Origin of the sequence: Microcoleus sp. N9_B4 (assembly GCF_036701635.1) — a bacterium.
GTDB lineage: Bacteria > Cyanobacteriota > Cyanobacteriia > Cyanobacteriales > Microcoleaceae > Microcoleus.
The window spans coordinates 50,027-75,115 of record NZ_JAUBRC010000011.1 but is presented as its reverse complement, the minus strand read 5'-3'; the positions used below and the strand labels follow the sequence as shown (position 1 = coordinate 75,115).

At 46.8% G+C, this 25,089-nt stretch carries 17 protein-coding genes; 11 read left to right on the top strand and 6 right to left on the bottom strand.

What is annotated here, in order from left to right; genetic code table 11:
* Nucleotides 1-127: 127 nt before the first annotated feature.
* Nucleotides 128-1,513, top strand: a complete 1,386-nt coding sequence (gene argH, locus QUA43_RS09920; protein WP_333373386.1) for an argininosuccinate lyase — start codon at nt 128-130, stop codon at nt 1,511-1,513.
* Nucleotides 1,514-1,612: 99 nt separating this feature from the next.
* Here argH and QUA43_RS09915 read toward each other — a convergent pair whose 3' ends face one another.
* Nucleotides 1,613-1,804, bottom strand: a complete 192-nt coding sequence (locus QUA43_RS09915) for a hypothetical protein (protein ID WP_190738786.1) — start codon at nt 1,802-1,804, stop codon at nt 1,613-1,615.
* Nucleotides 1,805-2,567: 763 nt separating this feature from the next.
* Between QUA43_RS09915 and bcp the strand changes: the two genes are divergently transcribed.
* The 3 genes from bcp to QUA43_RS09900 all read left to right on the top strand — a co-directional run bounded on the left by bcp (nt 2,568) and on the right by QUA43_RS09900 (nt 4,539).
* Nucleotides 2,568-3,041 (top strand): thioredoxin-dependent thiol peroxidase, encoded by a 474-nt coding sequence (bcp, locus tag QUA43_RS09910; protein ID WP_333373384.1) that lies wholly within the window; start codon nt 2,568-2,570, stop codon nt 3,039-3,041.
* A 77-nt stretch (nt 3,042-3,118) separates the two neighbouring features.
* Nucleotides 3,119-3,574: an NUDIX hydrolase gene (locus QUA43_RS09905; RefSeq protein ID WP_333373381.1), complete on the top strand. Its 456-nt coding sequence runs from the start codon at nt 3,119-3,121 to the stop codon at nt 3,572-3,574.
* Nucleotides 3,575-3,732: 158 nt separating this feature from the next.
* A complete protein-coding gene (locus QUA43_RS09900; protein ID WP_333373378.1) occupies nt 3,733-4,539 on the top strand; it encodes an alpha/beta hydrolase in 807 nt (268 codons plus the stop codon).
* An 87-nt stretch (nt 4,540-4,626) separates the two neighbouring features.
* On the opposite strand, the gene QUA43_RS09895 is transcribed toward QUA43_RS09900, so the two are convergent.
* Nucleotides 4,627-5,538, bottom strand: coding sequence for a pantothenate kinase (locus QUA43_RS09895; protein ID WP_333373376.1), 912 nt, complete (start codon nt 5,536-5,538; stop codon nt 4,627-4,629).
* Between the two features lie 315 nt (nt 5,539-5,853).
* Here QUA43_RS09895 and QUA43_RS09890 point away from each other — a divergent pair, with 315 nt between their 5' ends.
* From QUA43_RS09890 to QUA43_RS09860, 7 genes are all read left to right on the top strand, one after another.
* Nucleotides 5,854-7,959: a GAF domain-containing protein gene (locus QUA43_RS09890; protein ID WP_333373373.1), complete on the top strand. Its 2,106-nt coding sequence runs from the start codon at nt 5,854-5,856 to the stop codon at nt 7,957-7,959.
* A 682-nt stretch (nt 7,960-8,641) separates the two neighbouring features.
* On the top strand, nt 8,642-10,489 hold the full coding sequence (locus QUA43_RS09885) for a Calx-beta domain-containing protein (RefSeq protein ID WP_333373370.1): 1,848 nt from the start codon (nt 8,642-8,644) through the stop codon (nt 10,487-10,489).
* A gap of 1,126 nt (nt 10,490-11,615) precedes the next feature.
* Nucleotides 11,616-13,343: a diflavin flavoprotein gene (locus tag QUA43_RS09880; RefSeq protein ID WP_333373368.1), complete on the top strand. Its 1,728-nt coding sequence runs from the start codon at nt 11,616-11,618 to the stop codon at nt 13,341-13,343.
* A gap of 360 nt (nt 13,344-13,703) precedes the next feature.
* A complete protein-coding gene (locus QUA43_RS09875; RefSeq protein ID WP_333373366.1) occupies nt 13,704-14,333 on the top strand; it encodes a hypothetical protein in 630 nt (209 codons plus the stop codon).
* Entirely contained in the window at nt 14,326-16,071 is a 1,746-nt protein-coding gene (locus QUA43_RS09870; RefSeq protein WP_333373363.1) for a diflavin flavoprotein, read from the top strand. Before QUA43_RS09875 ends, QUA43_RS09870 begins: the two co-directional genes overlap by 8 nt.
* 571 nt (nt 16,072-16,642) lie before the next feature.
* Nucleotides 16,643-16,909 carry a type II toxin-antitoxin system HicA family toxin gene (locus tag QUA43_RS09865; protein ID WP_333132296.1) on the top strand — a complete coding sequence of 89 codons (267 nt, stop codon included), beginning with the start codon at nt 16,643-16,645 and terminating at the stop codon, nt 16,907-16,909.
* On the top strand, nt 16,896-17,105 hold the full coding sequence (locus QUA43_RS09860) for a type II toxin-antitoxin system HicB family antitoxin (RefSeq protein WP_333026737.1): 210 nt from the start codon (nt 16,896-16,898) through the stop codon (nt 17,103-17,105). The genes QUA43_RS09865 and QUA43_RS09860 overlap by 14 nt, the downstream gene beginning before the upstream one ends.
* 190 nt (nt 17,106-17,295) lie before the next feature.
* On the opposite strand, the gene pgsA is transcribed toward QUA43_RS09860, so the two are convergent.
* The 4 genes from pgsA to QUA43_RS09840 form a co-directional block, all read right to left on the bottom strand.
* A complete protein-coding gene (pgsA, locus tag QUA43_RS09855) occupies nt 17,296-17,814 on the bottom strand; it encodes a CDP-diacylglycerol--glycerol-3-phosphate 3-phosphatidyltransferase (protein WP_333373360.1) in 519 nt (172 codons plus the stop codon).
* A gap of 607 nt (nt 17,815-18,421) precedes the next feature.
* The gene (locus QUA43_RS09850) at nt 18,422-19,267 is read right to left on the bottom strand and encodes an ADP-ribosylglycohydrolase family protein (RefSeq protein WP_333373358.1); all 846 of its coding nucleotides are present in this window, start codon (nt 19,265-19,267) and stop codon (nt 18,422-18,424) included.
* Between the two features lie 83 nt (nt 19,268-19,350).
* Nucleotides 19,351-20,016 carry a sugar transferase gene (locus tag QUA43_RS09845; RefSeq protein WP_333373356.1) on the bottom strand — a complete coding sequence of 222 codons (666 nt, stop codon included), beginning with the start codon at nt 20,014-20,016 and terminating at the stop codon, nt 19,351-19,353.
* Nucleotides 20,017-20,335: 319 nt separating this feature from the next.
* The gene (locus QUA43_RS09840) at nt 20,336-24,679 is read right to left on the bottom strand and encodes a hypothetical protein (protein WP_333373354.1); all 4,344 of its coding nucleotides are present in this window, start codon (nt 24,677-24,679) and stop codon (nt 20,336-20,338) included.
* Nucleotides 24,680-25,089: the final 410 nt, after the last annotated feature.

The window sequence follows — 25,089 nt, the reverse complement described above, 5'->3', positions numbered from 1 at the left end:
TCTTGCCGAATTGGGAATGGAGGACTAAAGTCCTGACTACAAACCGGAGGAAGGACTAAAGTCTTTGCTACAAATCGGTTTTTATAGACTTCTGCAACAGAGATATAATCTAGTTTTAGCTTCAGCAATGACAACACAACAAAAAACTTGGAGTCAAAGATTTGAATCGGCGCTGCACCCGGCGATCGCCCGATTCAATGCTAGTATTGGCTTCGATATTGAATTGATTGAGTATGACTTGACTGGTTCTGTCGCTCACGCTAAAATGCTGGCAAAAACGGGGATTATTTCCGCAGCAGAAGGCGAACAGTTAGTCAATGGTTTGGAACAGATCCGCCGCGAATACCGCCAAGGACTTTTTGTTCCGGGAGTTGATGCAGAAGACGTTCACTTCGCTGTAGAGAAACGGCTGACGGATATTGTGGGTGATGCGGGGAAAAAGTTGCACACGGCCCGATCGCGCAACGATCAAGCCGGCACGGATACTCGCTTGTATTTGCGCGATCGCATCGCCGAAATTCGTGAGCAATTGCGGGAATTTCAAGGGGTTTTGCTCGATCTTGCCGATCGTAATGTGGAAACTTTAATTCCCGGTTACACTCATTTGCAGCGCGCTCAGCCGATCAGTTTGGCTCATTATCTTTTAGCTTATTTTGAAATGACCGATCGCGATTGGGAACGCCTCGGCGATATCTGCAAGCGGGTGAATGTTTCGCCTTTGGGTTGTGGCGCGCTGGCGGGGACGACTTTTCCGATCGACCGACATTATACGGCAGAACTATTGCATTTTGACAAGGTTTATGCTAATAGCTTAGATGGAGTGAGCGATCGAGATTTTGCGATCGAATTTCTCGCTGCAGCCAGCTTGATTATGGTACACCTGAGCCGCTTGTCAGAAGAAATGATTTTGTGGTCTTCTCACGAATTTGGATTTATTACGCTCAAAGATAGCTGCGCTACGGGTTCTAGCATCATGCCCCAGAAAAAAAATCCCGACGTGCCGGAGTTGGTGCGGGGCAAAGCGGGACGGGTGTTCGGTAACTTGCAAGCCTTGTTGGTAGTAGTGAAGGGACTTCCTTTGGCCTACAACAAAGATTTGCAAGAAGATAAAGAGGCTTTGTTTGATACCGTCAAAACGGTACAAGGTTGCTTGGAAGCAATGACCATTTTGCTGCGGGAAGGAATCGCCTTTAATGGCGATCGCCTCGCCGCTGCTGTTACGGAAGACTTTTCTAACGCTACAGACGTAGCCGACTACTTGGCCGCCAAAGGCGTTCCCTTCCGGGAAGCTTACAACCTTGTCGGCAAAGTCGTCAAAACTTGCCTTTCGGGGGGCAAACTCCTCAAAGATTTGACACTTGAGGAGTGGAAAGACTTGCACCCAGCCTTTGAGACAGACATTTACAGCGCGATCGCACCTCAGCAAGTGGTGGCGGCTCGCAATAGTTACGGGGGTACCGGGTTTGAACAAGTGAGAAAATCACTTATCGCTGCGCGCGATCGGATCGCCTAAACATCGTTGAATTATTTGACAAATTCCGGCTGGCTATCTCTCCTTAGAACGATCGTGTTTTTCACTCTGGTTCTAAGTTCGGCAGATAGCCTGACTCAATTAATCTTCAGCAGCAGCCATGTCTTTGTCTCTGCCGCCACCGCTCATGGCGCCCATGCCACCGCCGTTACCGCCGTCAAATCGTCTTCTCTTGTTGGAGAACATATCTTGATTTCTCCGCTTGCGAAACTTGCGAGCGTATGCTTGATTTCGTTGTGCCTTTTCTTTCTTGAGATTGCGGCGCTTAGCCATTCTGACCTCACTAATAAACATTGACAGTCCCCGGGCTTTCACGCACGGGGATTCTTAAGTTGGACACTCTGTGCACTCTTGGTGACTGAGATTCTTGCTTGGGCGAAGTCACTTGCTTGTGACAGGATTTCTCCAGCCAAAATATAGGTGTCTTCTCCCCAAGCGTAAATTCCGGTATGTCCTACCGTACTCGATCAGTTCTCTTTCTGTAGCTAGGTTTTGTTCAAATTTAGCTTTCGTGACGCTGCCACAACAATCGCAAGCGATATGGTTTAGGCTTCTGAGTCCTGTTAAGGAGATCGAGAACTTCCTTCAAGGTACTCCAATCGTTTCCCTCTACGGCGTTTTAAAGTGAGGAACACGTCCAGCCCCACTGATATTATAAAAAGGAATTGGTTCGTCTCGTTGTCCACCCCTCCACGGCTCAAAGCTATGCTTATGAGATTATGAACGGGTGGAATCAGGAGTTTGACGCGCCTTTGATCCCACACTAACCTTTAATCGGTATAGTGTGGGGATTCCTGTCTGCCTAGCTAAACCGCAACACCGTTAGGTGAGACTACGCACTCAACTAATCCAGTTAAGTTTTTACGTTGGCTAGTTATACTCAATTTTAGACCGATGACGATCATAGCACACCCGGTACAAGACCCAGAAAAAAGAACACGGGGATTCAAGTCGCTGGTGGGAATCTGGGTGCGATCGGAACGCCATGTTTTGAATCTTCCAGAATATTTCTATAAACTATTGACAAATACGACAAATGACTATCAATCCCGGTGACGTAGCTCCTGTCTTCAGCCTGCCCGACGCGCAAGGCAATGTCGTCCGCCTTGCAGATTTTCGAGGGCGGCGAGTTGTACTGTATTTTTACCCTAGGGACAATACGCCTGGCTGTACCAAAGAAGCTTGCGGCTTTCGCGACATTTACTTAGACTACCAGTCGCGCAATATAGCAGTTCTCGGCGTCAGTACAGACGGGGCCGGGGCCCACGCCAAGTTTGCAGCTAAATATCAACTGCCTTTTCCGTTGCTGTGCGACTTAAACGCCGAAGTTGCTACCGCCTACGGCTGTTACGGACTCAAAAAATTTATGGGAAAAGAATTTATGGGAATTACTCGATCGACCTTCGCGATCGACCCTGATGGTAGGATTGAAAAGGTTTATCGGAAAGTCAAACCAGAAACTCACGCAGCCGAGATATTAGCAGACTTGCCAGACCTCTCGCCTGAATGAAGAATTAAAAATTAAGACTTTTGAGCTGCCAGCTAAGAAACCTGAAATTACTTTCCCCTAAACAAGCTTTTGAGTTTATGCGTCGATTGTGGCAAATTGTACAAACTGTGCTGGGACTGATTTTTCGACATCCCGTCACTGGTACTGCGGTGATTCCCGTATTGCCTGACGGGCGAATTGTGTTAATTCGCCGCCGCGACAACGGTCGCTGGGCACTGCCGGGAGGGATGGTGGATTGGGGAGAGGATATTCCCACAACTGTGCGGCGGGAATTAGCGGAGGAAACAGGACTCGATTTAGTCAAAATCCGTCGCTTGGTGGGTGTTTATTCGGCTGCCGATCGAGACCCTCGCCTGCACTCGATTTGTATCGTGGTGGCAGCAGAGGTAGAGGGAAAGATGGAAGTTCAGGATACGCTTGAAGTCAGCGAGGTTGAGGCTTTTTTGCCCGCATCGCTGCCGGAGGGCGCACTCAGCCACGATAACGACCAACACTTACAGGACTATTTTCAAGGCCTGACAACTTTGGCGTAAATCGGCGGGGCATCCAATTTTGAGAAAAGTCGGAAATTACCTCGCCGTCAAAAGTTGTCTGTTATGAATGTGGAATTAATTTTCACTGTTTTCCTACTTTTATTCACAAACTCTGAACATTAAATTAATCATCTTTTTATTACTAAATATTTAACCGGATGTACTCACCGCTACGCAATTCTCGGGTCAAACTCTCTGTAGGGCAAATCTTTTGGCACGAAGTCGGTCAAGGCCCGAATTTAGTATTTTTGCACGGTTCTTGGCACGACAGCAGTCAGTGGCTGAGGACGATCGAACATTTGAGCCCCTACTACCACTGCTTCGCACCGGATTTGCTGGGGTTTGGCGACTCGGAACGCCGGAATCTTCATTATTCGATCGACTTGGAAGTAGAATGTCTCGCCCAATACCTCGATACTTTGAAGTTGCGACAGGTTTATTTAATCGCTCACTCTCTGGGTGGCTGGGTGGCCACCAGCTACGCTATCAAATATCCCGATCGAGTTCAGGGTTTGGTGTTATTAGCCCCAGAAGGCGTCAAGGTTGGCAACCGGCGGGCGCGGTGGCAGACGGCTAGCTGGCTCATCGGCCAACCGCCGCTGGCTTTCTGGTGGCTGCGATCGATCTATCCAATTGCTAAGTTGCTGGGTAGCCAAAAAAAGATTGACGGATTGCTAAATTTCAGACAGCAGTTGATGCAGTCCCCTGTTGCCGTGCAGTTGCTGTTCCAGCGGCGGCGGGCTGAAATTACAGCGGAATTAGTTGATGAGAATTTGCCTTTGCTGAAAGCGCCTGTTTTGCTGTTGCACGGTTCTGAAGATACTCCCGCAGCTTCGTCTCTGTGTCAATCCTATGCTGCTCTGGCTCCTAATGCCGAACTACAATTAGTCAGTCCGGGGGAAAGCAATTTGCCACAGGAAGTCCCGGATGTTGTTGCTAACTATATTCGCGAGTTTGCTAAGTGAATTGGGAATTGGTAATTATTGGTAATTATTGGGAATTGGGAATTGGGCATTGGTCATTGACAACAGTTAACAGTCAACAGTCAACAGTCAACACTTAACACTTAACAAGCTAATTCCCCAAAAAATAGCCTCTGGTGCGTCAATTAAGCCTGCCGCTGTATCAGGAAAGGCGGCGGTGAGGTATTTTAAAAGCATAGTGCGATCGCCCCCCGTGACCGCAATTTTGCTATCAGGAAACAAACACCGCCAATCTTCAATAAAATCCCTAACTCCTGCCACCGTCGCATACACAACTCCGCTTTGAATTGCCCCAGCAGTGTCTTTCGCCCAGCGGTGCGGCAGATTTTGTGGTAAACTAATTAAAGGTAATGCAGCAGTTTTTTTACCTAGCGACGATAACTGCAAACCCAAACCTGGTAAGATTGCGCCCCCAACTAAATACCTATTGACATCAGCCCCAGTAAATGTTAAAGCTGTACCAGCATCTATAAGTAAAACTGGCCAACCCAATTGGTTGCCAGCGCCCAGTACAGCCAAAGCTCTGTCAATTCCCAGGGTAGGATAGAGTCCCCCGATCGGCAACTGGTCTAAAGTAATAATTCGGACATCAGGATAACTCTGCCAAATTGCTGTTTGCTGGGTAACTACTGATGCCAAAATTAGAGGCAGCGGCACTAAAGAAAGTGTGTGAGGATTAGAAAAAGCGGGAGTAGCAGGAAGACAAAGGAGATTTTGAGAAGATATTTCCTCGATCGACCTCATTACTATTTGCACCAAATATTCTGCTTTTTCCTCCTCCGAGAGCCGGGAAACAGCATCAGCATTGAGATGCTCTGTATCCCATGTTTTCTCCAGGGTTTTGCCCACAAATAATCCCCAGTGCAGCCGGGAATTGCCGATCGCTAAAGCTATTTTAATCTGGCCTTTACCTGTCAATCCAGAAGTAATGTTGTCGGTGCTTGCTGGCGAACTAAAATTGTCGGCAATTGAGTTTTCCATGTTGATCGATCGCGCGCAAACATTAAACTAAAGATAGATTTTAGATTAATTTTGTTCGCTTAGCCGGGCGGTTAACTCTATTTGACATCTGACCAAGTTCCATGCCGCGCGCCAATTAGTATTGTGGGCGGCAGAGGGCATACTTGCTAAATATAAATATTTGTAAAGCAAATAATTGCTTTGCTCAGGCGGCATCCTTTATAATGTCTTAAGATATTCCAAAAGTCCTGGTAGCTGCGATGGGGCTGTTGGCGGGGTAAGCATAGGTTTAAAAAACCAGACTCAATCAAAATACTGTACAACTCCTGAGTAAATATGTCTTTAAAAATACAAGAACACGAAAACCCCTGGCAAAGAGTAACTTCGCGGTTGCCTGAATCTGAAAGCTGGAGGCAGGAAGAAAGTCTTTCGCTGCCAGAAGTAGACCAACAAAAAGCCCTAATTGTGCAGATGCAGCAGCAAGTTCAGCTATCAAACTTGCTGAACCAAATTAATAACGAAATTCGCAGTACACTTGACATAGAAGAAATTTTGACATCAGCCTGCAGATTGCTGGGGCAAGCATTACAGTGCAGTCGCGTGAGCATTTTAGTCAAAGAATCAAATACAGAAAAAACTTTAGTCACGCGGGGAGAGTACAACGCGGGGGATTATCCGATCCAACTGGGCATGAAAGTACCGATTACTGACAACCCGCATTTGGCTGCCGTCGTATCCCAGCAAGAGTCGCTAGCATTGACGAAGTTTCTGGATTTTCCCGGATTGAACCCACAAACCCGAAAAATTGCCGAAGCTTTGGAGATTAAGTCAATGCTGGCAGTAGCTACTCGCTATCAAGGTGATGTGAATGGGATAATTGGCTTGCATCAGTGCGATCGCGAACGGGAATGGACTGATTGGGAAAGGCAGCTTTTAGAAGGGGTAGCATCGCAATTGGCGATCGCGATCAATCAAGCCAAACTCTATAGCAAAACCAGGCGCCAAGCCGAACGAGAATCGCTGCTACGGCTGATCGGCAACCAAATTCGCAGTACCCTGGATCTGGAAACTATCCTGGAAACAGCGGTGAGGGAAGTCCGCCAAATGTTGCAGTGCGATCGAGTAATTATCTATCAGTTTCAAGACAACTGGCAAGGAAAAGTTGTTGTTGAAAACATGACGGTTCCTTGGCCTTCAATTTTAGGAGATATGGGGGCTGATAAGTGTTTCCGGGGAGATTACGCCGATCTTTACCAGCAAGGGCGAGTCAAAGCAATTAATGATATTTTTAATGCTGGTTTAGAGCCTTGTCACGTCGATTTCTTAGATAGTTTGCAGGTAAAAGCTAATCTGATTGTGCCAATTGTTACATCAAGAACTGAAGAAAATACCCCCGACACAGCCGGAAGCTATAATCCTAAATTTCCCGGTAGGCTGTGGGGTTTGCTGATTGCCCACGAGTGCCGGGATACCCGCAATTGGCAGCGGCAAGAAATGGAGTTGCTATCCCAGATCGCCAACCAAATGGCGATCGCCATTCAGCAAGCAGAACTTTATAGCCAAGTCCAAGATGCTGCGGTAAAATCTCAAGCTCAAACCCAGCAGTTGCAGGCTGCGTTAGAAGAATTGCGATCGGCACAGCAGCAATTGATTCAAAGCGAAAAAATGTCAGGTTTGGGGCAAATGGTAGCGGGAATTGCTCATGAAATTAACAACGCCAACAATTTTATCCACGCTAACTTGTTTCACGCTAAAGAATATTTTAAAGCCTTGAACGAAGCTCTAGAACAGGCCGGAAATGCCTGCCCGGAAGCAGCAGAGGCAATTGTCAGAATCAATGAAGAACTAGAACTCGATTACATTCGAGAAGACTTTGGTAAACTGCTCAATTCAATGCGGGAAGGCAGCGGGAGGATTCGCTCGATCGTGATGACGCTGCGAAATTTTTCTCGTTTAGACCAAGCTGAATTAAAACCAGTAGATTTGAATGAAGGTTTAGAAAGCAGTTTCTTGATGCTGCAAAATAAGCTAAAAACCCATATCAAAATAGACAAGCAATACGGCAGTTTGCCACCCGTCCAATGTCATGCCAGTCAAATCAACCAAGTATTTTATAATTTGATTGACAATGCTTTAGATGCGCTCCAGTCTACGAGCAAACCGGGGGAATTAACTATCCGCAGTTGGCAAAGCGACCCTGACTGGGTAACAATCTCTGTCCGCGACACGGGATCTGGCATTCCTACAGAAATTCAAGACAAGATTTTTGACCCATTTTTTACTACTAAACCTGTGGGGAAAGGCACTGGTTTGGGACTTTCAGTGTGCTATCAGGTAATTGTTCAAGCTCATGGTGGTAAGCTGAGCTGCGTCAGTCAGGTTGGCGAAGGAACTGAGTTTATTGTAGAGTTGCCGCTGACAAATCAGAGGGTAAGTGCATAATTCCTGCTTGAGTCAGATTAATCACCCATGCCCCATGGCCCATCCCCATTTCCCTATGGCCTATGCCCGTGCATTGGTAGAACACATTTGACATCTTTTAGCGATCGTCAATCACGTTACGGATCGGCAATAAACTTGGTTTTTACCGATCGCATTTTTAATGAAATCAGATTTAACTTATGCCCGAACCTCAATTTTCAGGAATTCCCAACTGGCTTATGCTTAGAGATATAAATTTGGGAGTATTTATACTCACTGTTGTCTGTCCTGATTCACTTTTTTCCCCGGAAGCACTGTAGGCTGTCGATTGGGGGTGCGGAGTCTGGGATTTAAGCTCTCCTCTACAGATGTGGAAAACCCACTTTTTAGAGGGGTGAAAAAATTATCGGAAAATCTTCCGGATCAAAGTTATTGATGATGAAAGTAAAGAATAAGCATCTGTATAAGTAGTATGTGCAAGTAATAATTACACTCAACATTTAATCACGCAGGGGCAATAAAGCATTCAACTGCTTATTGGGCAAGCATTGGGGCAGCCTAAGCGTTTTTACTTGATTTACCTGCACGTACTACGTACTTAGGACGAAATTTTTCTGGCAGTGACCGATCGCTATCAAGAAAGCCCAACCTCTGGTTTTCCGTCACTTCTAATCCTTAATTACTCATCATCAAAAGAGAAGCTATGGCTACTTCAATCACTGGTTCTTTGGGTACAACCACTAATTACAGCAATGTCAGTGACCTAATTACACAATGGCCTACTGCCGCCCAGAATCAAGGCATCCAACTGTCTGGGATAGCTTTTGATGGCTTTGAAACGAACTACACTAACCCTACTCCCATCAGCAACCTCACGTTAGCAACGAACGAAACCCCTAAAAGCGGGTTGAGCTACGGCGCTGTCCCTGGTATTGGTGTCATAGGCTCTTATGGTGGTTGGTTTACCGACGCCACTAAAATTCGGGCGGAAATCAACTATGACCCCAACACCAATCAATCTCAAGCGCTGAAGGTGAAATGGGCAGATAACAAAGACATCACTAGCGCCACGATCGGCGTGAGTGCATTGAGCGTCAAAACAGCTCCTGGAGTGGGCGATCAAGGCAATGAAGTTGGTTTGCTGCAAATCTTCAATAATGGGGTTGTGGTACCGGCTACCAATTTTACGATTACTCGCCTCAACGCTCCGATCACTCCCAAACCGCTCTCTGTGTCTTCAAATGGAGTGACTTTTATTGCCGATCGTACCGATGGCAATCTCGAATTCAAGGTAGAATCAAATTCCACTAGCGTCGCTTTTGACGAACTGCGGTTCTCCGCCAAAGCCTACGATAGCCCCACCGCTGCCTACCTCGGCACCTCCTTCAAAAACGATAGTTCCGACTATCTAGTGCGGAGTATTCAATATCAAGGCAATGATGTGACGCCGACGCCGACGCCGACGCCAACGCCAACGCCAACGCCTGCAAGTATCTTCCAGTTCGAGCAAGGAAGTTACACAGTGAATGAAGGCGGCGTGGCTACGATTAACGTTACTCGCACGGGTGGTACGGCGGCTGCATCGATTAACTACGCTACTGTTGACGGTTCGGCTACTTCTAGTGGCACTGCGCCTGACTACACGGTGGCGGCTGGTTCGCTGAACTTTGCGGCTGGGCAAAATAGCGCAAGTTTTACTGTCCCAGCGTTGACTGATGCGATTGCTGAAGGGCCGGAAACGGTGAACTTGGTACTCAGCGGTGGTAATGTGGGCAGCAATCCGGCAATCTTGACGATTAATAATGTTGCGCCGACTCCGACACCGACTCCGACTCCACCAACATCAACAGCAACCCAGTTTGTTTTTAGTGCGGCTACTTTCAGCACTCAGGAATCATCTGGCTTTGCTACGGTGACAGTCAATCGCATCGGCTCTAATACGGGGACTGCAACGATTAGCTACAGTACTCTTGACGGCACCGCCCTATCAACTGGAACTGCGGTTGATTATTCCTCTAGTGCTGGTGTACTCAACTTTGGCCCTGGGGAAACTTCCAAGACGTTCAGCATCTTTGTCAATCCTGATACTGTGCCTGAAATGACTGAGACTGTTAACCTATTTCTCAACAACGGCCCCGTCGGCACTCCGTCAACAGCAAGACTAGACATTATTGACGGTAGCGGCGGTGCATCTGGCAATGTCTTCCAGTATAGTGCGTCTGATTACGGCACGATCGCCACTCAGGGGGGCGGCACAACGGTTACAGTTACCCGCTCAAGCGGCTTAGGTGCAGCATCAATTGATTATATTATTCTGGCGGGTACTCCAGGCAGCGGCCCTGCACCTGTATTTGGTATCGACTACCTGCTTAGCCCGGGCGGCTCCACTGGCGGCACGTTGTCCTTCGCCGACGGCCAACTCAGCCAAACCTTTACTCTTCAAGACAACCCATTTAGTACCAATAATGGGACTGTGCGCTTAGGTCTTACTAACCCCACTGCGGGCTACAGTTTCGGCAGTACAGCGGCAACAAGTATCACTCTCATCTAAGGCTGTTAGTAGGGCGAGGAATCCTTGCTCTACTAATATGTCCCGCAAGTAGTTAAATGCTTTTTATCAGTCTGATTCCTCACTACAGCTTTTTTCAAGAAAGTGAGGTACGCGGGTAAAATCTTCGCTAGCTTAAGTGCAGCAAGCATTGTCGCCGATCCAATTACTGACTTTCGTTCGGCTAGTGCGATCGACAATAACAAAGTTAGCAATGTTAGGCAAGATGGGATTCGCTTGCCAGGTGGCCATACCGATATTGAGAACAACGATATCACCAACGCTACTATTGGTGGTGGTCTCAACAGATGTGGTATCGGGCTACAGGATTCCAGCTTGCTTGGTGGTTCATGGCCAGCAATAGTCAGGGCGGTTTCATGCTCATGAAAATCGCCCTGACTATTGTAGTGCCAAGATGCCTACCCCCCCACAGACGATTTCAGAGGCGTTTCAGACATGGGGCTGCCACGGGGGGCAGCCCCTACAAGAGAATGAAACAGCCCTGCCCAAGATGGGGGAATCAAACAAAGATGGCAATTTCACATTCGCTATATTTTGGGCATATTTTAGTTCCCACCACTCCTCTACTCGCTGTTGCAACTGTCCTAATTGCCAACTCAAATTAGTTTTCTCAAAGGAACTTTCAGACATAGCTTTACATCAATGAGTCGATTGTTGCTTGTGGATTGAGAATTTTTTGATTCTATCATTATCCTCAAATCCCCGACTGGTTAAAGAAATCGGGGATAAGAGAGCCCGATCGCGTTTTATGTTTGATTAGGTTGACTTAAATGCCGAGTTATTGTCCCTAATCCAAATCGCCACGCGATCGAGAATCGCATTTGACTTATAGTCTTCTAAAGAGGCGATCGCTCAACCGATACAACTCAGTTGTAATACCACACAGTTATGTTTTTTGTCAACTATTTATAGACTCAAAATTGATTTTATTGAATTTTCCTTCTTCCTCAAATCCGTTACATCCCGATTCAGTGCGCGTTGCCGAACTGCCTTATGCCATAAATTTTGGGATACTTAACAGCCTCATAAGAAAATTTATAAAGATTTACAAAAAAAACGTGTCAGAATGAAGACAATAAGGTAATGGGTAAAAGACAAGGAGGCACTGATGGTAGCGCTGACTGAACGAGTCCAACGCAGATTGACGGTGGAAAAAGTCGAAATTGCCTCTGACACAACGGCAATTCGATGCCTGGACTGGGATAGAGACCGCTTTGACATCGAATTCGGACTCAAAAACGGTACAACTTACAACTCATTCATCATTCGCGGTGAAAAAACCGCCCTCGTCGATACCTCGCACGAGAAGTTTCGCCAGCAATACATGGAAACTCTGACGGGCGAAATTGACCCCAAAGAGATTGACTATCTAATTATCAGCCACACCGAACCAGACCACAGCGGTTTAGTCAAAGACGTGTTGGCGCTGGCACCCCAAGCGATTGTCGTGGGGGCGAAAGTAGCAATTCAATTTTTAGAAAACCTTGTACACCAACCATTTGAGCGATTGGTAGTAAAAAACGGGGACAAACTAGATTTAGGAAACGGCCACATTATCGAATTTGTATCGGCGCCGAACTTGCACTGGCCCGATACTATTTTCAGCTACGACAGCAAAACTCAAGTGCTGTTCACCTGCGATGCTTTCGGGATGCACTACTGTTCTGACAGCACCTTCGATGACGATTTAGCAGCAGTTGAGGAAGATTACCACTTTTATTATGAGTGTTTGATGGCTCCCAATGCTCGATCGGTACTCGCTGCGATGAAGCGGATGGCAGAATTGGGAGAAATCGGTACAGTTGCGACCGGTCACGGGCCTCTGCTGCGGCACAACGTAGTGGAACTTACCGGGCGCTACAAAAAGTGGAGCCAAGCGCAAGCTAAGGCAGAAACCACTGTAGCGGTATTTTACACTTCCGATTACGGATTTAGCGATCGACTCAGCCAAGCGATCGCCCACGGTATCACCAAAACCGGTGTCGCCGTGGAAATGATGGATTTGAGAATCGCCGACTTGCAAGAAGTTGCTGAACTTGTCGGTAATGCTGCCGGCATCGTAATTTGTTCGCCACCTAGTGGCGGTACTGCTGCTGTCAATGCCGAAGCCGCAATCAACACAATTTTAGTTGCAGCTAACAACAAACAATCTTTCGGTTTGTGCGAATCCGGCGGCGGGGATGACGTATCTATTTACCCGCTGAGAAACAAGTTCAAAGAGTTGGGTTTAAAAGAAGCATTTCCCAACATTTTAATTAAAGAATCACCGACAGAAGCGAGTTATCAACTTTGCGACGAAGCCGGCACCGACTTGGGACAGTGGCTGACGCGGGACAAGGCTGTCAAACAGATGAAATCCCTCGACAGCGACCTCGATAAAGCTTTGGGACGAATCAGCGGCGGACTGTACATCATTACCGCTCAAAAAGGTGAGGTTAGCGGTGCGATGCTAGCTTCTTGGGTAACGCAAGCTAGCTTTAAACCGCTGGGTTTAACAATAGCAGTTGCGAAGGATCGGGCGATTGAATCGATGATGCACGCGGGAGATAAATTTGTTCTCAACGTGCTCGAAGAAGGCAATTATCAAACCTTGATGAGGCACTTTTTAAAGCGTTTTGCTCCTGGTGCAGATCGATTTGCTGGAGTTAAAACTCAACCTGCTACCAACGGTTCTCCGATTTTGACAGATGCTTTGGCGTACATGGAGTGCGAAGTAGTCAGCCGGATGGAACTTTCGGATCATCATATCGTATATGCGATCGTCGATAGTGGCCGCGTCTCCAATCCCGATGCACTGCCTGCAGTTCACCACCGAAAAGTCGGAAATCATTATTAGGAAGTCAGTTGAGGGTTGACAGTTGACTCTTGTCAGTTGACTCTTGTCAGTTGACTGTTGACTGTTGGCAGTTGTCAGAAGCAAGAGGGAAATTCAAGGAAATATTGATTGACTGTCTCAGTCAACACACCCCAAACGTATTAGTAAGGTGCGTCAGCCGATGTTTTATTCGACTTCATCACCGACTATCTACTGACGCACCCTACAATTACAGTCCAGGACACAACTGGCTACGCAAAAACTCTCAACTTTGGGTGCTGGTGGCGCACCTTACCGGGTTCTGGGTGTTGGGTGCGCCACCAGCAGCAAACCGGGCAAACTGTTGTCATTTAGACTCCATTTTAACTAGGGGAATTGCCAATGCCTGCCAATCTTTTAGAAGACCGAGATTACACAATTATTATTGCCCGAAGCGATGCCAGCAGAGACCCTCACCATCCTTGGTACGAGGAGTGGGTAGAAGCACAGGCATCTCTAATTGACTTAGCAAAAAAATGTCAGGAATTTGACAGCGACGGCATCACCCTTTACGAAGCTTCTACTCCTATGTGGAAGTATAAAAATTCAAATGTTGCCCGGTTAGCTGAAATTTTGCAGCGACAAAATACGGAACAGGATTCAGCAAACCCGACTGCAACTAATTTGGAAGAAGCTCTGAAAGCAACTTTTAGTGATTATTTCGCCAGCAAACCAAATGCCAAAGGGAAGAACGGAGCAATAATTGTTGCAGTTCTAGATCAAAAACCAGAAAATACCGCTGCTGTCGCTGAAATTATTGTAAGTGCAGCAAATAAAATAGAGAAAGATGAAGAAATTGGAGTGAGCTTTATCCAAATTGGGGATGATTTGAAAACCAGGGAATTTCTGACTGACCTGGATACAAATTTACAGGGTCGAGGTGCAAGGTTTGACATTGTAGATACCAAGTTTTGGCACGAAATCAAAAGAAGTTCTGTAGTTCAGTTTCTCATAGGTGCAATACATGACTAACACTTTGACTCCTAGACTCGCATCGGATGCCAAACCCCGCGACGTGCAGTTTATCCCGATCGCACTCGATACTTTTATTGTGCGATCGCGCACTTGGGACAGACTCAAATTTGAAGTCGAGTATTCGCTGCAAAAGGGTACGACAGCAAATAGCTATATTATTCAAGCTGACAAAACTGCTTTGTTCGACCCGCCTGGGGAATCTTTTACTGAAAATTACCTGGATTTTTTGCAGCAACGGGTGGACTTGACAAAGCTGGATTACATAATTTTGGGGCATTTCAATGCTAACAGAGCAACCACGATTAAAGCTCTGTTAGAAGTAGCTCCTGAAGTAGCTTTGGTTTGCACGAATCCAGCGGCAATTAGTTTACGAGCCGCTTTTCCCGACCAAGAATTAAACATTATGATCGTTCGGGGAGAAGAAACTCTCAATTTAGGAAAAGGTCACGCCTTAAAATTCATCGCGACTCCGACTCCCCGTTGGCCCGATCAACTTTGCACCTACGATCCGCACACTCGAATCGTGTTCACTGACAAACTATTTGGAGCTCACGTTTGCGGCGACCAAGTATTCGATGAAGGGTGGAGCGTTTACAGCGAAGATCGGCGCTATTATTACGATTCCCTGCACGCATCTCAGGCAAAACAAGTGCTGGCCGCAATGGATAAATTCGCCGATTTACCAGCAGCATTTTATGCTCCCGGTCACGGCCCGATCGTCCGTTACGGCCTTAATGAACTGAGCAATTTGTATCGGGAATGGAGCCAGCAACAAAATTCAAAAGACTTGACAGTTGCTTTGATTTATGCTTCGGCTTACGGAAATACGGCTACTTTAGCGCAGGCGATCGCCAAAGGAATTACTAAAGCCGGCGTTGCGGTGGAAACTATCAACTGCGAATTTGCCGAACCGGGAGAAATTAAAGAGGCGATCGAAAAATGCGCGGGATTTATCATCGGAACTCCCACGCTAGCAGGACACGCTCCGACGCAAATTCAAACTGCTTTGGGAATAGTTTTATCAACCGCAACTAAGAGCAAATTAGCGGGGGTTTTCGGTTCTTTTGGCTGGAGTGGAGAGGCGATCGACTTAGTGGAAAACAAGCTGAAAGATGCTGGCTATCGAATTGGATTTGAGCCGATTCGAGCCAAATTTAAGCCGACGGCGGCGACGATTCACGAGTGCAAAGAAGCGGGAACGGATTTTGCTCAAGCTTTGATTCGATCGCAAAAATTGCGGGCACCGAAACCGCAGTTAGCAGCGGGGAGCGATCGCACTGAACAAGCAGTAGGGAGATTGGTTGGTTCGCTGTGCGTACTCTCGGCGAAGCGGGGGGAGGTAGCCAGTGCGATGCTGGCTTCGTGGGTGTCGCAAGCAACATTTAATCCGCCCGGTGTGACGATTGCGGTGGCCAAAGATCGATCGATCGAAGCTTTGATGTACGCCGGAGATAAGTTTGTGCTGAATATCTTAGCCGAAGGGCGACAGTTGCGGAAGTATTTCATGAAAAACTTTGCTCCGGGAGAAGACAGATTTGCGGGAGTCGAAACAATGGAAGCTAGCAACGGCTGTCCGGTGTTGACTGATGCTCTAGCTTATCTGGAATGCCAAGTGATAAGTCGGATGGAATGTGGCGATCACTGGGTAGTTTATGCGGCGATTGAAAACGGTCATTTGCTCAATAATGACGGCGTGACAGCGGTGCACTACCGGAAATCAGGGACTCATTATTAAGGAATTTGTCATTCGTCAGAATTTTTGATTCTGGCTTCTGATTTCTGACGAATGACTTTCGATCGCCAACTCAGAAATATGTCATCTTGACACTCCCCGACCTAAAGGTGCGAGGATTCTTAATTCAGCGACTAACCTTTAAGTGTTGCGTCCTTTCGGCAATATTCAGACCTTTTAACCGTAGAAAACTACCAATTAACGAGCCTGATTCGCAGCCACCCCAGCGGGTCTATCTCCAAAAGCGTACTAGGATATTTACCTAGAGTTTGGGTATGCCCTACCCTACTTAACAATCCTAAAAGAATAGTTTGTTTTAACTGGTTTAAGGTTTAATTCAACCTCTAGCTGTTTAAAGAGTTTTCGCTGCTCTGCGTCCCCCGGTTTATACCTAAAAGTGTGTCTTAACTGTTTCACGATGGTAAAGGAATTAAACCTTGACTTTTATAGTATATCACAAATATAAGAACTTACTGGACTTTTTGAAAGAAGTTTTAAGAAATTAAAGCCGTCCTAGAAGGACAGGGTTTTAAACCCAAATTTTTGATAAAATAACTGATAACTTGGACAGAGCGTGAGTCAACCAGACAAACTGCTAGCTAAAATCTTACTTGGTAATTCCGACGCCAATATACCCTTTGCTCAACTTTGCCAACTTTTACGCAGACTCGGCTTTGAGGAACGGATTCGTGGCAGTCACCACATATTTGCTAAAGATGGTGTTGAAGAAATCCTAAATCTTCAACCCAAAGGCTCGCAAGCCAAAGCCTATCAAGTCAGGCAAATTCGTGAGGTAATTCTCAAACACCAACTAGGAGGTGAAAACGATGCTTCGCTATGAAATTATCCTCTACTGGAGTCAAGAAGACCAAGCATTTATTGCCGAAGTGCCGGAATTACCCGGATGCGCTGCGGATGGCGAAACTTATCAAGAAGCACTACAAAATATCGAGATTATTATGCAGGAGTGGATTGAGACGGCTCAGGAATTAGGGCGTTATATTCCTCAACCGAAAGCTCGCTTAATTTCGGCTTAGTTTAATGGGAATTTTAGGCGATTGTCCTGATATTTACTAAAATTCGATCGCCTCTCTTGTCTCCACATAGAAATGCAAACTTGCATTAAAACAATTAACTTTCTCCCCTTTATATCGCTTTCGCTTGCATCGGCATTGTTCAAATAGTCAACAGTCAACAATTCCGGTATGAGTGCAACCGGAATTGATATTACTTGTCCTCAGCATTCTTTTCCGGCCACAGATAAATAGCACCCGAAATCAAAGTTAAAGCCACAGAAACCCAAAAAGCAATTAATGCGGGAAAATTCCACGCTTCAGACAGAGGAGCAATTAAAAGCGCGATCGCCACAATTTGACTTACCGTCTTCAACTTCCCCCAAATATTAGCTCCCGAAATCGTAGTTTTATTAACACGCCACCCCGCAATTGTCAACTCCCTGCCCAAAATTAAAAACACTGCCCAAGCCGGCACTTTCCCCAACTCAATCAACACTAAAAGCGGCGCGAGCACCAACAATTTATCCACCAAAGGATCGAGAAACTTACCCAAATCGGTAATTTGATTCAGCTTCCTAGCCAAATAGCCGTCCAGCCAATCAGTAGCCGCAGCTACCACAAAAATCGCGGTGCAAATCCAGCGGCTTTGCGCGCTTGGGTCGTACAAACCGTAGAGCAGAAAAGGCACTCCCAGCAAGCGAGAAAAAGTAATCAAATTAGGCAAATTCATAATAGATAAGACTAAGGCCAACTGGACAATCAAACAAAGGTATGTAGTTGCGCTTTAGCGCTCTTAGCTTAGGAAAGACCGCCCAAGCGCAACTACATACCTAAAATTTAACCCTATTTGTGACACTTGGTCTTAATCCTATTGACACTCTCCGACCTGAAGGTGCGGAGATTCTTAAGAAGCTTTAACACTCTTAAATGCGCTGTCAAGGCACATCTAGACGTTCAAAACAACTACCTTTTGGTGTTGCAATTACGCTTACTTTTTGCCTTATGCTTTCGTTCGCACTTTTCAACACTAGCCAGTTCGGTACGCTCCCCATCCTGCGCTGCTTGGCTGTGCCATAGTCTTTCTCAAACAAAGATGTTGAGGGTGTCTTACTGCCCGGAATCTCACCGTCCTAGGAATGGTTCAACACGTAGTTGATACGCCTACTTGTTCCACATTGTTAAAAACTATAGCACAGATTACTCGCAACCTAAAGGTTGCGAGTGCGTTTCATACCCTGCAGGAAAGACCGGGGTTCTCACGCGACGCGCTATAGAAAGAAGTTCGGCAACGAAACAGTATAAGGGATTTAACAGATGTAACCTATCTCAGGAAGAAGTCAGAAGTCGATCGCGCAATTCATTAACTGTCGATCTAGTTCTATGATATAATCTCGGCCGTAAGAGAGATTTTCTAATCCTTGTACCAGATTTTCTGGCAGGTCTTGGGCAATTTCACTGCTACAGGAACCAGCAGCTAAAGCAATAGTTGCTACTGTATCGACATCTCCCGAAAAGGCAATGCAAGCTTGGAGCAGTTTGCTCATACTATCATGGAGCATGACCGCAGTAATAGCTGCTCTAACACAGACCAAACCTTTAGTGCTGACTTCTCCTTGCCAAGGTATCGACCATTCCCCAGGGACGTGCTTTTCTAGAAAATTTCCCAAATTCTTCTTTAAACCTAGCTGATAAATAAAGTAATGGGACATCAAAGCGGCCGCTATAGCTGCATTAATGCCATCAGGAGTATTGTGGGTAATTGCAGCTTGCATGGTAGCATTTTCGATGACTTTTTCAACAGTCGGAAAAATGCCAATGGGGCCTGCTCGCATCGCCGATCCGCTTTTATCGCTAGCGGAGTGAATTTTTTCTAAGAATTCTTTTCCGTCTTGAACTTGTAGCAAAAAATTGTACATTTTGCCAGCATAACCAAATCGCCGATCGCGATGAAAAGCTGCAACAAATTTGCTGGCTAAAAGTTCAGGCGTCCAAGGTTCTCGGCTGACGATAGCTTCTGCGACGGCTAAACTCATCTGCGTATCGTCTGTGTAACATCCAGGCGGGATGTCGTGACGGGGATGCTTGATGTAGCCGTTGAGATTGTTGTACAATTCGATCGTCTGGTAGTCAACAAATTCAAAACCCGCACCGTAAGCGTCACCAATCGCTAATTCTATTAACATATATTTAATCCATTTCCAACTATTTCATCCCGTGTTTTTTCCTAAAATTTAAAATTAAAAAACAACCCAAAACAGCAAGTCTATTAACACGCACCTTTTTTACTCAAGACAACCAAAATTGTTTTGCAAATCAGAGTGATGTCGTAAATAACAGACCACTTGCCCTGATAGTCGAGATCCATCTGCACAATATCGTTAAAGTCTTTAACTCTAGACCGTCCGTGGACTTGCCACTCCCCAGTCAGCCCGGGTTTGACATTTAAACGTTGCCAGTGAAAATCGTCATAGGCAGCAACTTCATCAGGAGTGGGCGGTCGAGTTCCCACCAAACTCATGTCGCCGACTAACACGTTCCAGAATTGAGGCAACTCGTCCAAACTCGTGCACCGCAAGAAGCGGCCGACGCGGGTAATTCGCGGGTCATTTTCATTCTTAAAAATGTGACCCTTGGCTTGGTTGCTAACTAGATGTTTGAGCTTTTCTGCATCCACAACCATCGATCGAAATTTCCATATTCTGAAATGTCGCCCTTTGAAGCTGCAGCGGACTTGACTGTAAAGCAGCGGGCCCCGATCGTCCAACAGCATTGCCACTGCCACCGGCACCGCCACCACTGCCGCAATTGCCAGTCCCAGCAGCGAGCCCAAAATATCGATCGCCCGCTTTACCTTGCTCGTTACGGATCGGTGATGATGGTGTTTTGATACACAGACTTTGTAAGTAGATTCTTGAAAAAATAAGGACAGCATTTCTGATAATGATGATTTCGACGAGGCACCCATCGGAAATTTCATATGATTTGTCTCAACTTTAACGACATCTCACGTCCATCTTATTAGTCTCGCCAAATCTGCATAACCTCAAATACTGAGCTTTGCACAATCTTTAAAAAGCAACCACACTTTTATAAAGTTTCTGTGTATTTCTTCTAAAAACGTATAAAATTTCTGTAAACTTACGTAAATTTACAGAAAAAAGTTAGTCCTGGACGCAAAAAAACCTGGTTTCGACTAGGACTCTTCCCGGAAGACAGGGAGGATACTACTGAGAAACCGGGTTTTTTGCCCTTTAGCGATAAATATCTGTGCGAACATCCCAAGCAAGTGTTAGCGGCTCTAACAATTTTTGCTGGCTGCTAGAGGCGAGTTTGCCTAAATATTTGCGAACCACAAAGGCGTGTTCGAGATTCAACCGATAACCCCGTGAGACATCTTCAAAGAAAAGTGGCTCAGCCAAAATTTCTTCCCAATCAGGATTTTGCCTCGACTCCTCGGCCAACAGCATGAAATCTTCCTCCGCAGGCACAAGTCCCGCCGGCAAATTTCCTTCCAAAATCCGCAAAATCCGGGGTTCGCAGGTGCGGGTATTCACGCCCTGGCGTTCCAACAACTGCAAAATTTCCTGAAAGTTCAAAGTTTCCCCGCCCAAAACCTTCATTAATTCCCACAGCAGAAAAAAGTCGCTGTACTGCTGCTGCGACACATCCAAAATGTGAGGATAGAGAGCCAAACTCGCCAACCCGCAGGCAACTCGACCAATTTTTTGGGGAAAATTTGTACTTTGAGATACAGAATTTAATGCAGAATTGTGAATCTCAAAAATATCTCGATCGCCCTGCAATTCCTGGTCTTGAACCACGATCGCATTCGGCAGCTTCTGCCGCAACCAGCGGGCGATCGCAGGCCAAGCACCCATACCCCCCGCACAAATCGCCTGATTAATCCCCGCCGGCGACATTCCCGCGCGGCTGAGCAAAGCATTCAATTCACGGTTCAACTGCTGCACAAAAGGCACTAAAACGAGACTTTCCAAATCTTTGCGCTTCACATCCCAATGGTGCTGACCAATATCCAAAGCAAAACTTTTTTGATGTTGCAAAATAACTTTTATTTGTCTTGCCGCGTCTAACAATTGCAGGCCAAAAGCAGAACCTTGTAACTGCTGCTGCAATTGATAGCGGCTAGGCAAATCTGGATGCCCCGGACGTGGCAAATCGATCGACATTCCCCAAGTTTCATTTTTAGCCAACAACTGACAGATAATATCCTGATCGAAAGCATCGCCAGCAAAAGCAAAACTGTGGCAAGTAAAATCAGCACGAGTTAAATCTTGAAGATTGGACGGCAACTCAACTAAAGCTAATTCCACCGTCGCCGCCCCCGCATTCAAAATCAAAGTTCCCCCGCTAAAAGACGAAGCATTCACAGTCAGCGGTGCAGCTTCTTCACCGCCCTTAGCAGAATCCACGGCTGACGACTCGACTTCCATGCCATTTTTCACAGGAGTTACAGCAGCAAGCAAAGTGGCGATCGCATCTTCCACCACAAAAATTTGCGAACTCGAAGCCACCAGAGACGCGCCCAAAACCGCCTCCCGCAGATTAAACATATAAACATCCGACCAGCCGGCAGGAGTCCCCAAAATTACACCCTGCAAGTCTAAAAGCGCCGCATCGAGAGTTTCTGGCGTCAGTCCCGAAGCCCTACAAATTAAATTAGAAACTGGCAATCCTGCACAAATCGCCCTTGGTGCAGAATCCAAAACTTCCCCCTCGCCGTCAAATAATTTTTGTCCCCGCAAACTCGGATTCAAAGTAGCCAGCAGTGCCCGCACACATTGCAGCGGCAAGGCGATCGAAAAAGCCTGCAAGGGCGACCACTGCAACAGCGGTTCGTACATCCCAGCAGCCTCCCGCTGATAAGGAATGCCCACCTTTAAAGGCAATTTAAAATTTTCCAGTAAAAATTCTTCTGCAGGCAAAGCCTGGGGTCGGAATCCCACCGACTTGACTGTCACCTCTGACCCTGGGCTTCCTGGGGCTGTGTTCGCCAGCACCGCAGCCGAGGGAATCCGACAACTGGCGTCTGCTGCCCAAGCCTCAGCCTGCGATGCTTCCCAGTAAATCGGGTGCAATTCGCCGCGGGTACGATCGAGCAAAGCCGCAGACAGGCCACTGGAACCGAAATCAATCCCCAAATACCAGCTAGAATTCTGGCGTTCTGGGGATGGGGCGATCGCACCTGCTGCAGAATGCCCAGCCGACTCTTGCTGCTGTGTCCTGGCAAACTCGCTAAAATCGGTTTTCCCCTCAACAACTCCTGCTTTACTCTCTGTCGAAATTAGGTTTTTTTTTTGACTTTCTGGAGGACTCGATCGCAGTTCGTTAGTTTCGGCAGTTTCTGGAGGGGGAGAATCAGTCAAAGGTCGATCGGTCTCGGTTAAACTAGCCAAAATCTCGTCTAGCGTCAAATTCGAGTCTTCTTCCTCCGCCAACAAATCATCCTCAAGTTCGTCTTCCAAAACAAAGGGTTCATCATCAGAGGAGAGTTCCAACACATCGGAGAACAAATCCTCCAGCGTGCCGAGTTCTTCCTCTGCCGCCTCCGCAAAGGGATTGTTTGCAATGCCTTCGGGGGAACTCGCCGATAAATCCAAGCTGTTAATGGCTGAGGAATTCGATCGCCCGAAGCTACTATTTCCCAATCCCTCCAGATTGTAGAGGTCTGTCTCCAACAGTTCCAGAGTATTGTTGTCCAAATTTAAAGCTCGATCGAGGTCATCTTCTAATTCCTCGACCGGCAGCAAATCCTCGTCCGCCGAAGCTTGGATGTAGCCATCATCGAGCCGCTGCGAGGATGAGTCGAACTCGCCAGTTTGAAAGTCACCGACACTTGTTACAGCGGGCGTGGCACTGGGTCGGTGAGGGCTAATTTCTACAGGTGTTCTCAACGGCAAAGGTGGCGATTCAGGCATCGCAGCGCCCAACTGCTCGCCTTGGTTTTGACCCGTTTCTCGATTTTCTCGATCGTCCGCGTCAAGTTGCACCTCGGCGGTTGAGGCTGGTGGTTCTGAAACTTGAGGTACTGTTGTTACTTGCGGTTCAAATAAATCGGCACTATCTAAAGTTAGAGACTCTACATAATTCCCCATTACAAAGTCTGAACCGTCATCTACTAAAATCTCTTCCAGAGATTCGCCTTCATCCAGCAGATTTACAAACAAATCTTCGGTCATTTTTAGGGAGTCGGCAGTTTCCTTTTCCGTCGCCGCTTGATATTCTACACCTTCACTTTGGGTTTCAATTACAGTATTCTCTACCGGGAAACTTTCGACTTGTAATTCTACTTCAGGAACCGCTTCTCCCGCGAACAAACTTGCATACAAATCCTCAATCTCTTCGTCTGTTTCTGTTAACGTATTTTCCGATTCGCCGCCAGGAAACCGAGTAGCATTTCTAGATGTTTCGGGTGTAGAACCCAACAAATTGTCTTCCAACTCCGGGAGCAAAATTGGGGCTTGAATGCGATCGCGATCGCGCCTCAATTGTCGAAATTGCGGAGAAATTTCTGTACCGGCGTAGGGAAATCTGTCTTGTTCTCCGAATTCGCCGGTGCGATTGGACTGCACCGAGTCTCCTGTCAGAGTCTCTGCAGTATTTGAAAGGGCGGGAGCGACAGGAGATCGATCGGCTGCGTTTGGGGTGACGGTTTCGAGATTATTTGCTAAATCGATCGGCTGTTGAACGTAGGAAGACGCTTCTCGCCCCAACTGTGAGGCCAAGTGGTTGAGAAAAGCCGCGAACATCGCCTCGCTCTGCTGGCTCAAACCGTACATATTTTCGAGTTCTTGTCTCAAGGAAGCTTGATAGCTTTGCAGATTTGCTTGCAAAGCCTCGAACACGATAGCCATCCTAGAATCGAGACTCATCAGCAGACTGTCAGCACGAGATTGCACAAGTTGCATTTGCTCGAACCTCTGAGCCGGCGTCAGCAGCGGTTGTTCTTCTGAGGTTCGTCGGTTAAGTGTTACCTCAAGAGCCGATGCTTCTGATTGTGCGCTGCCCAAAGAGTAAGGTACTGCGCTGCTTTGCAATAACTGATTTTCTAGGGAACTTAGAATTTGGGAGAAATCGCTAGTCAAGGTTTCTTCCAAGCGGGCAGTCAGTACCTGCAAGAATTCAGTAATGATTTGCTGTTGGTTGGCTTGTTGCTGAGCTAGGGATTGTTGCTGCTGCCGTTTTGCTTCTAGCTGTTTGATTTCTTGAATTAGAGCTTGCTGTTCTTGCCGCAGAGCTTCTATGTCTTCTTGGAGCGGCCCTGTCAGGCTTGAACGCAGGTGGCTAATTTCTCCGGTTACGGCAAGCATGATTTGCTCTGCTGCTGAGGGGCCAGGGGCGGGCAGAGGCACTTTGGGTACTGGAACTGGTTGCGGGCGAACATTTGGGCGGGCGGGGGCCTTTGGGGCCGTTAGCTTTGAGTCTGAGGAAACCAGATAAGCGCGAACTCGCTCTAAAAGTTGGCGCTGGTGGACAGTATCAAGAGAACCCGTCCAAGGCAAGCGGGGTGCGGGCTTGCTGAGTACCTCGTCTATCTCAGCAATCAGTGCTTGAATTTTGTACTTCTGAGAATTCAAGGGCGGAACCTCTGGGAATGCGGCTTGGGAGAAACTTTACCGAAAAAAGACTGAAGTCAATCGATTTTAGATTTTAGATTTTAGATTTTAGATTGAAGCATTGACCTCACGGATCAATTCGGGGGCTCCTTTATCGGATACAGGTTTTTTATTTCTGGACGGATGAATCCGGGGGCTTGTATCCTGGATGCTTTCGGTCAGGCGGCAGCGATGCCAATAGATAGAATAATCTGAATGCGAGTCAGTCAATCGATTTTAGATTTTAGATTTTAGATTTTAGATTGAAGCATTGACCGCACGGATCAATTCGGGGGGCAAGTTTCTCGGATACAGGTTTTTTATTTCTGGACGGATGAATCCGGGGGCTTGTATCCAGGATGCTTTCGCTCAATAATTCACTAATATTTTCT

What these genes read in the sequence shown, in the direction of transcription:
- QUA43_RS09860 (WP_333026737.1), top strand. Translation starts at nt 16,896, where the DNA reads ATGCTTCGCTATGAAATTATCCTCTACTGGAGTCAAGAAGACCAAGCA.
- QUA43_RS09875 (WP_333373366.1), top strand. Translation starts at nt 13,704, where the DNA reads ATGCCTGCCAATCTTTTAGAAGACCGAGATTACACAATTATTATTGCC.
- QUA43_RS09890 (WP_333373373.1), top strand. Translation starts at nt 5,854, where the DNA reads ATGTCTTTAAAAATACAAGAACACGAAAACCCCTGGCAAAGAGTAACT.
- QUA43_RS09915 (WP_190738786.1), bottom strand. Translation starts at nt 1,804, where the DNA reads ATGGCTAAGCGCCGCAATCTCAAGAAAGAAAAGGCACAACGAAATCAA.
- pgsA (WP_333373360.1), bottom strand. Translation starts at nt 17,814, where the DNA reads ATGAATTTGCCTAATTTGATTACTTTTTCTCGCTTGCTGGGAGTGCCT.
- QUA43_RS09895 (WP_333373376.1), bottom strand. Translation starts at nt 5,538, where the DNA reads ATGGAAAACTCAATTGCCGACAATTTTAGTTCGCCAGCAAGCACCGAC.
- QUA43_RS09845 (WP_333373356.1), bottom strand. Translation starts at nt 20,016, where the DNA reads ATGCTGTCCTTATTTTTTCAAGAATCTACTTACAAAGTCTGTGTATCA.
- QUA43_RS09885 (WP_333373370.1), top strand. Translation starts at nt 8,642, where the DNA reads ATGGCTACTTCAATCACTGGTTCTTTGGGTACAACCACTAATTACAGC.
- QUA43_RS09870 (WP_333373363.1), top strand. Translation starts at nt 14,326, where the DNA reads ATGACTAACACTTTGACTCCTAGACTCGCATCGGATGCCAAACCCCGC.
- QUA43_RS09900 (WP_333373378.1), top strand. Translation starts at nt 3,733, where the DNA reads ATGTACTCACCGCTACGCAATTCTCGGGTCAAACTCTCTGTAGGGCAA.
- QUA43_RS09880 (WP_333373368.1), top strand. Translation starts at nt 11,616, where the DNA reads ATGGTAGCGCTGACTGAACGAGTCCAACGCAGATTGACGGTGGAAAAA.
- QUA43_RS09850 (WP_333373358.1), bottom strand. Translation starts at nt 19,267, where the DNA reads ATGTTAATAGAATTAGCGATTGGTGACGCTTACGGTGCGGGTTTTGAA.
- argH (WP_333373386.1), top strand. Translation starts at nt 128, where the DNA reads ATGACAACACAACAAAAAACTTGGAGTCAAAGATTTGAATCGGCGCTG.
- bcp (WP_333373384.1), top strand. Translation starts at nt 2,568, where the DNA reads ATGACTATCAATCCCGGTGACGTAGCTCCTGTCTTCAGCCTGCCCGAC.
- QUA43_RS09905 (WP_333373381.1), top strand. Translation starts at nt 3,119, where the DNA reads ATGCGTCGATTGTGGCAAATTGTACAAACTGTGCTGGGACTGATTTTT.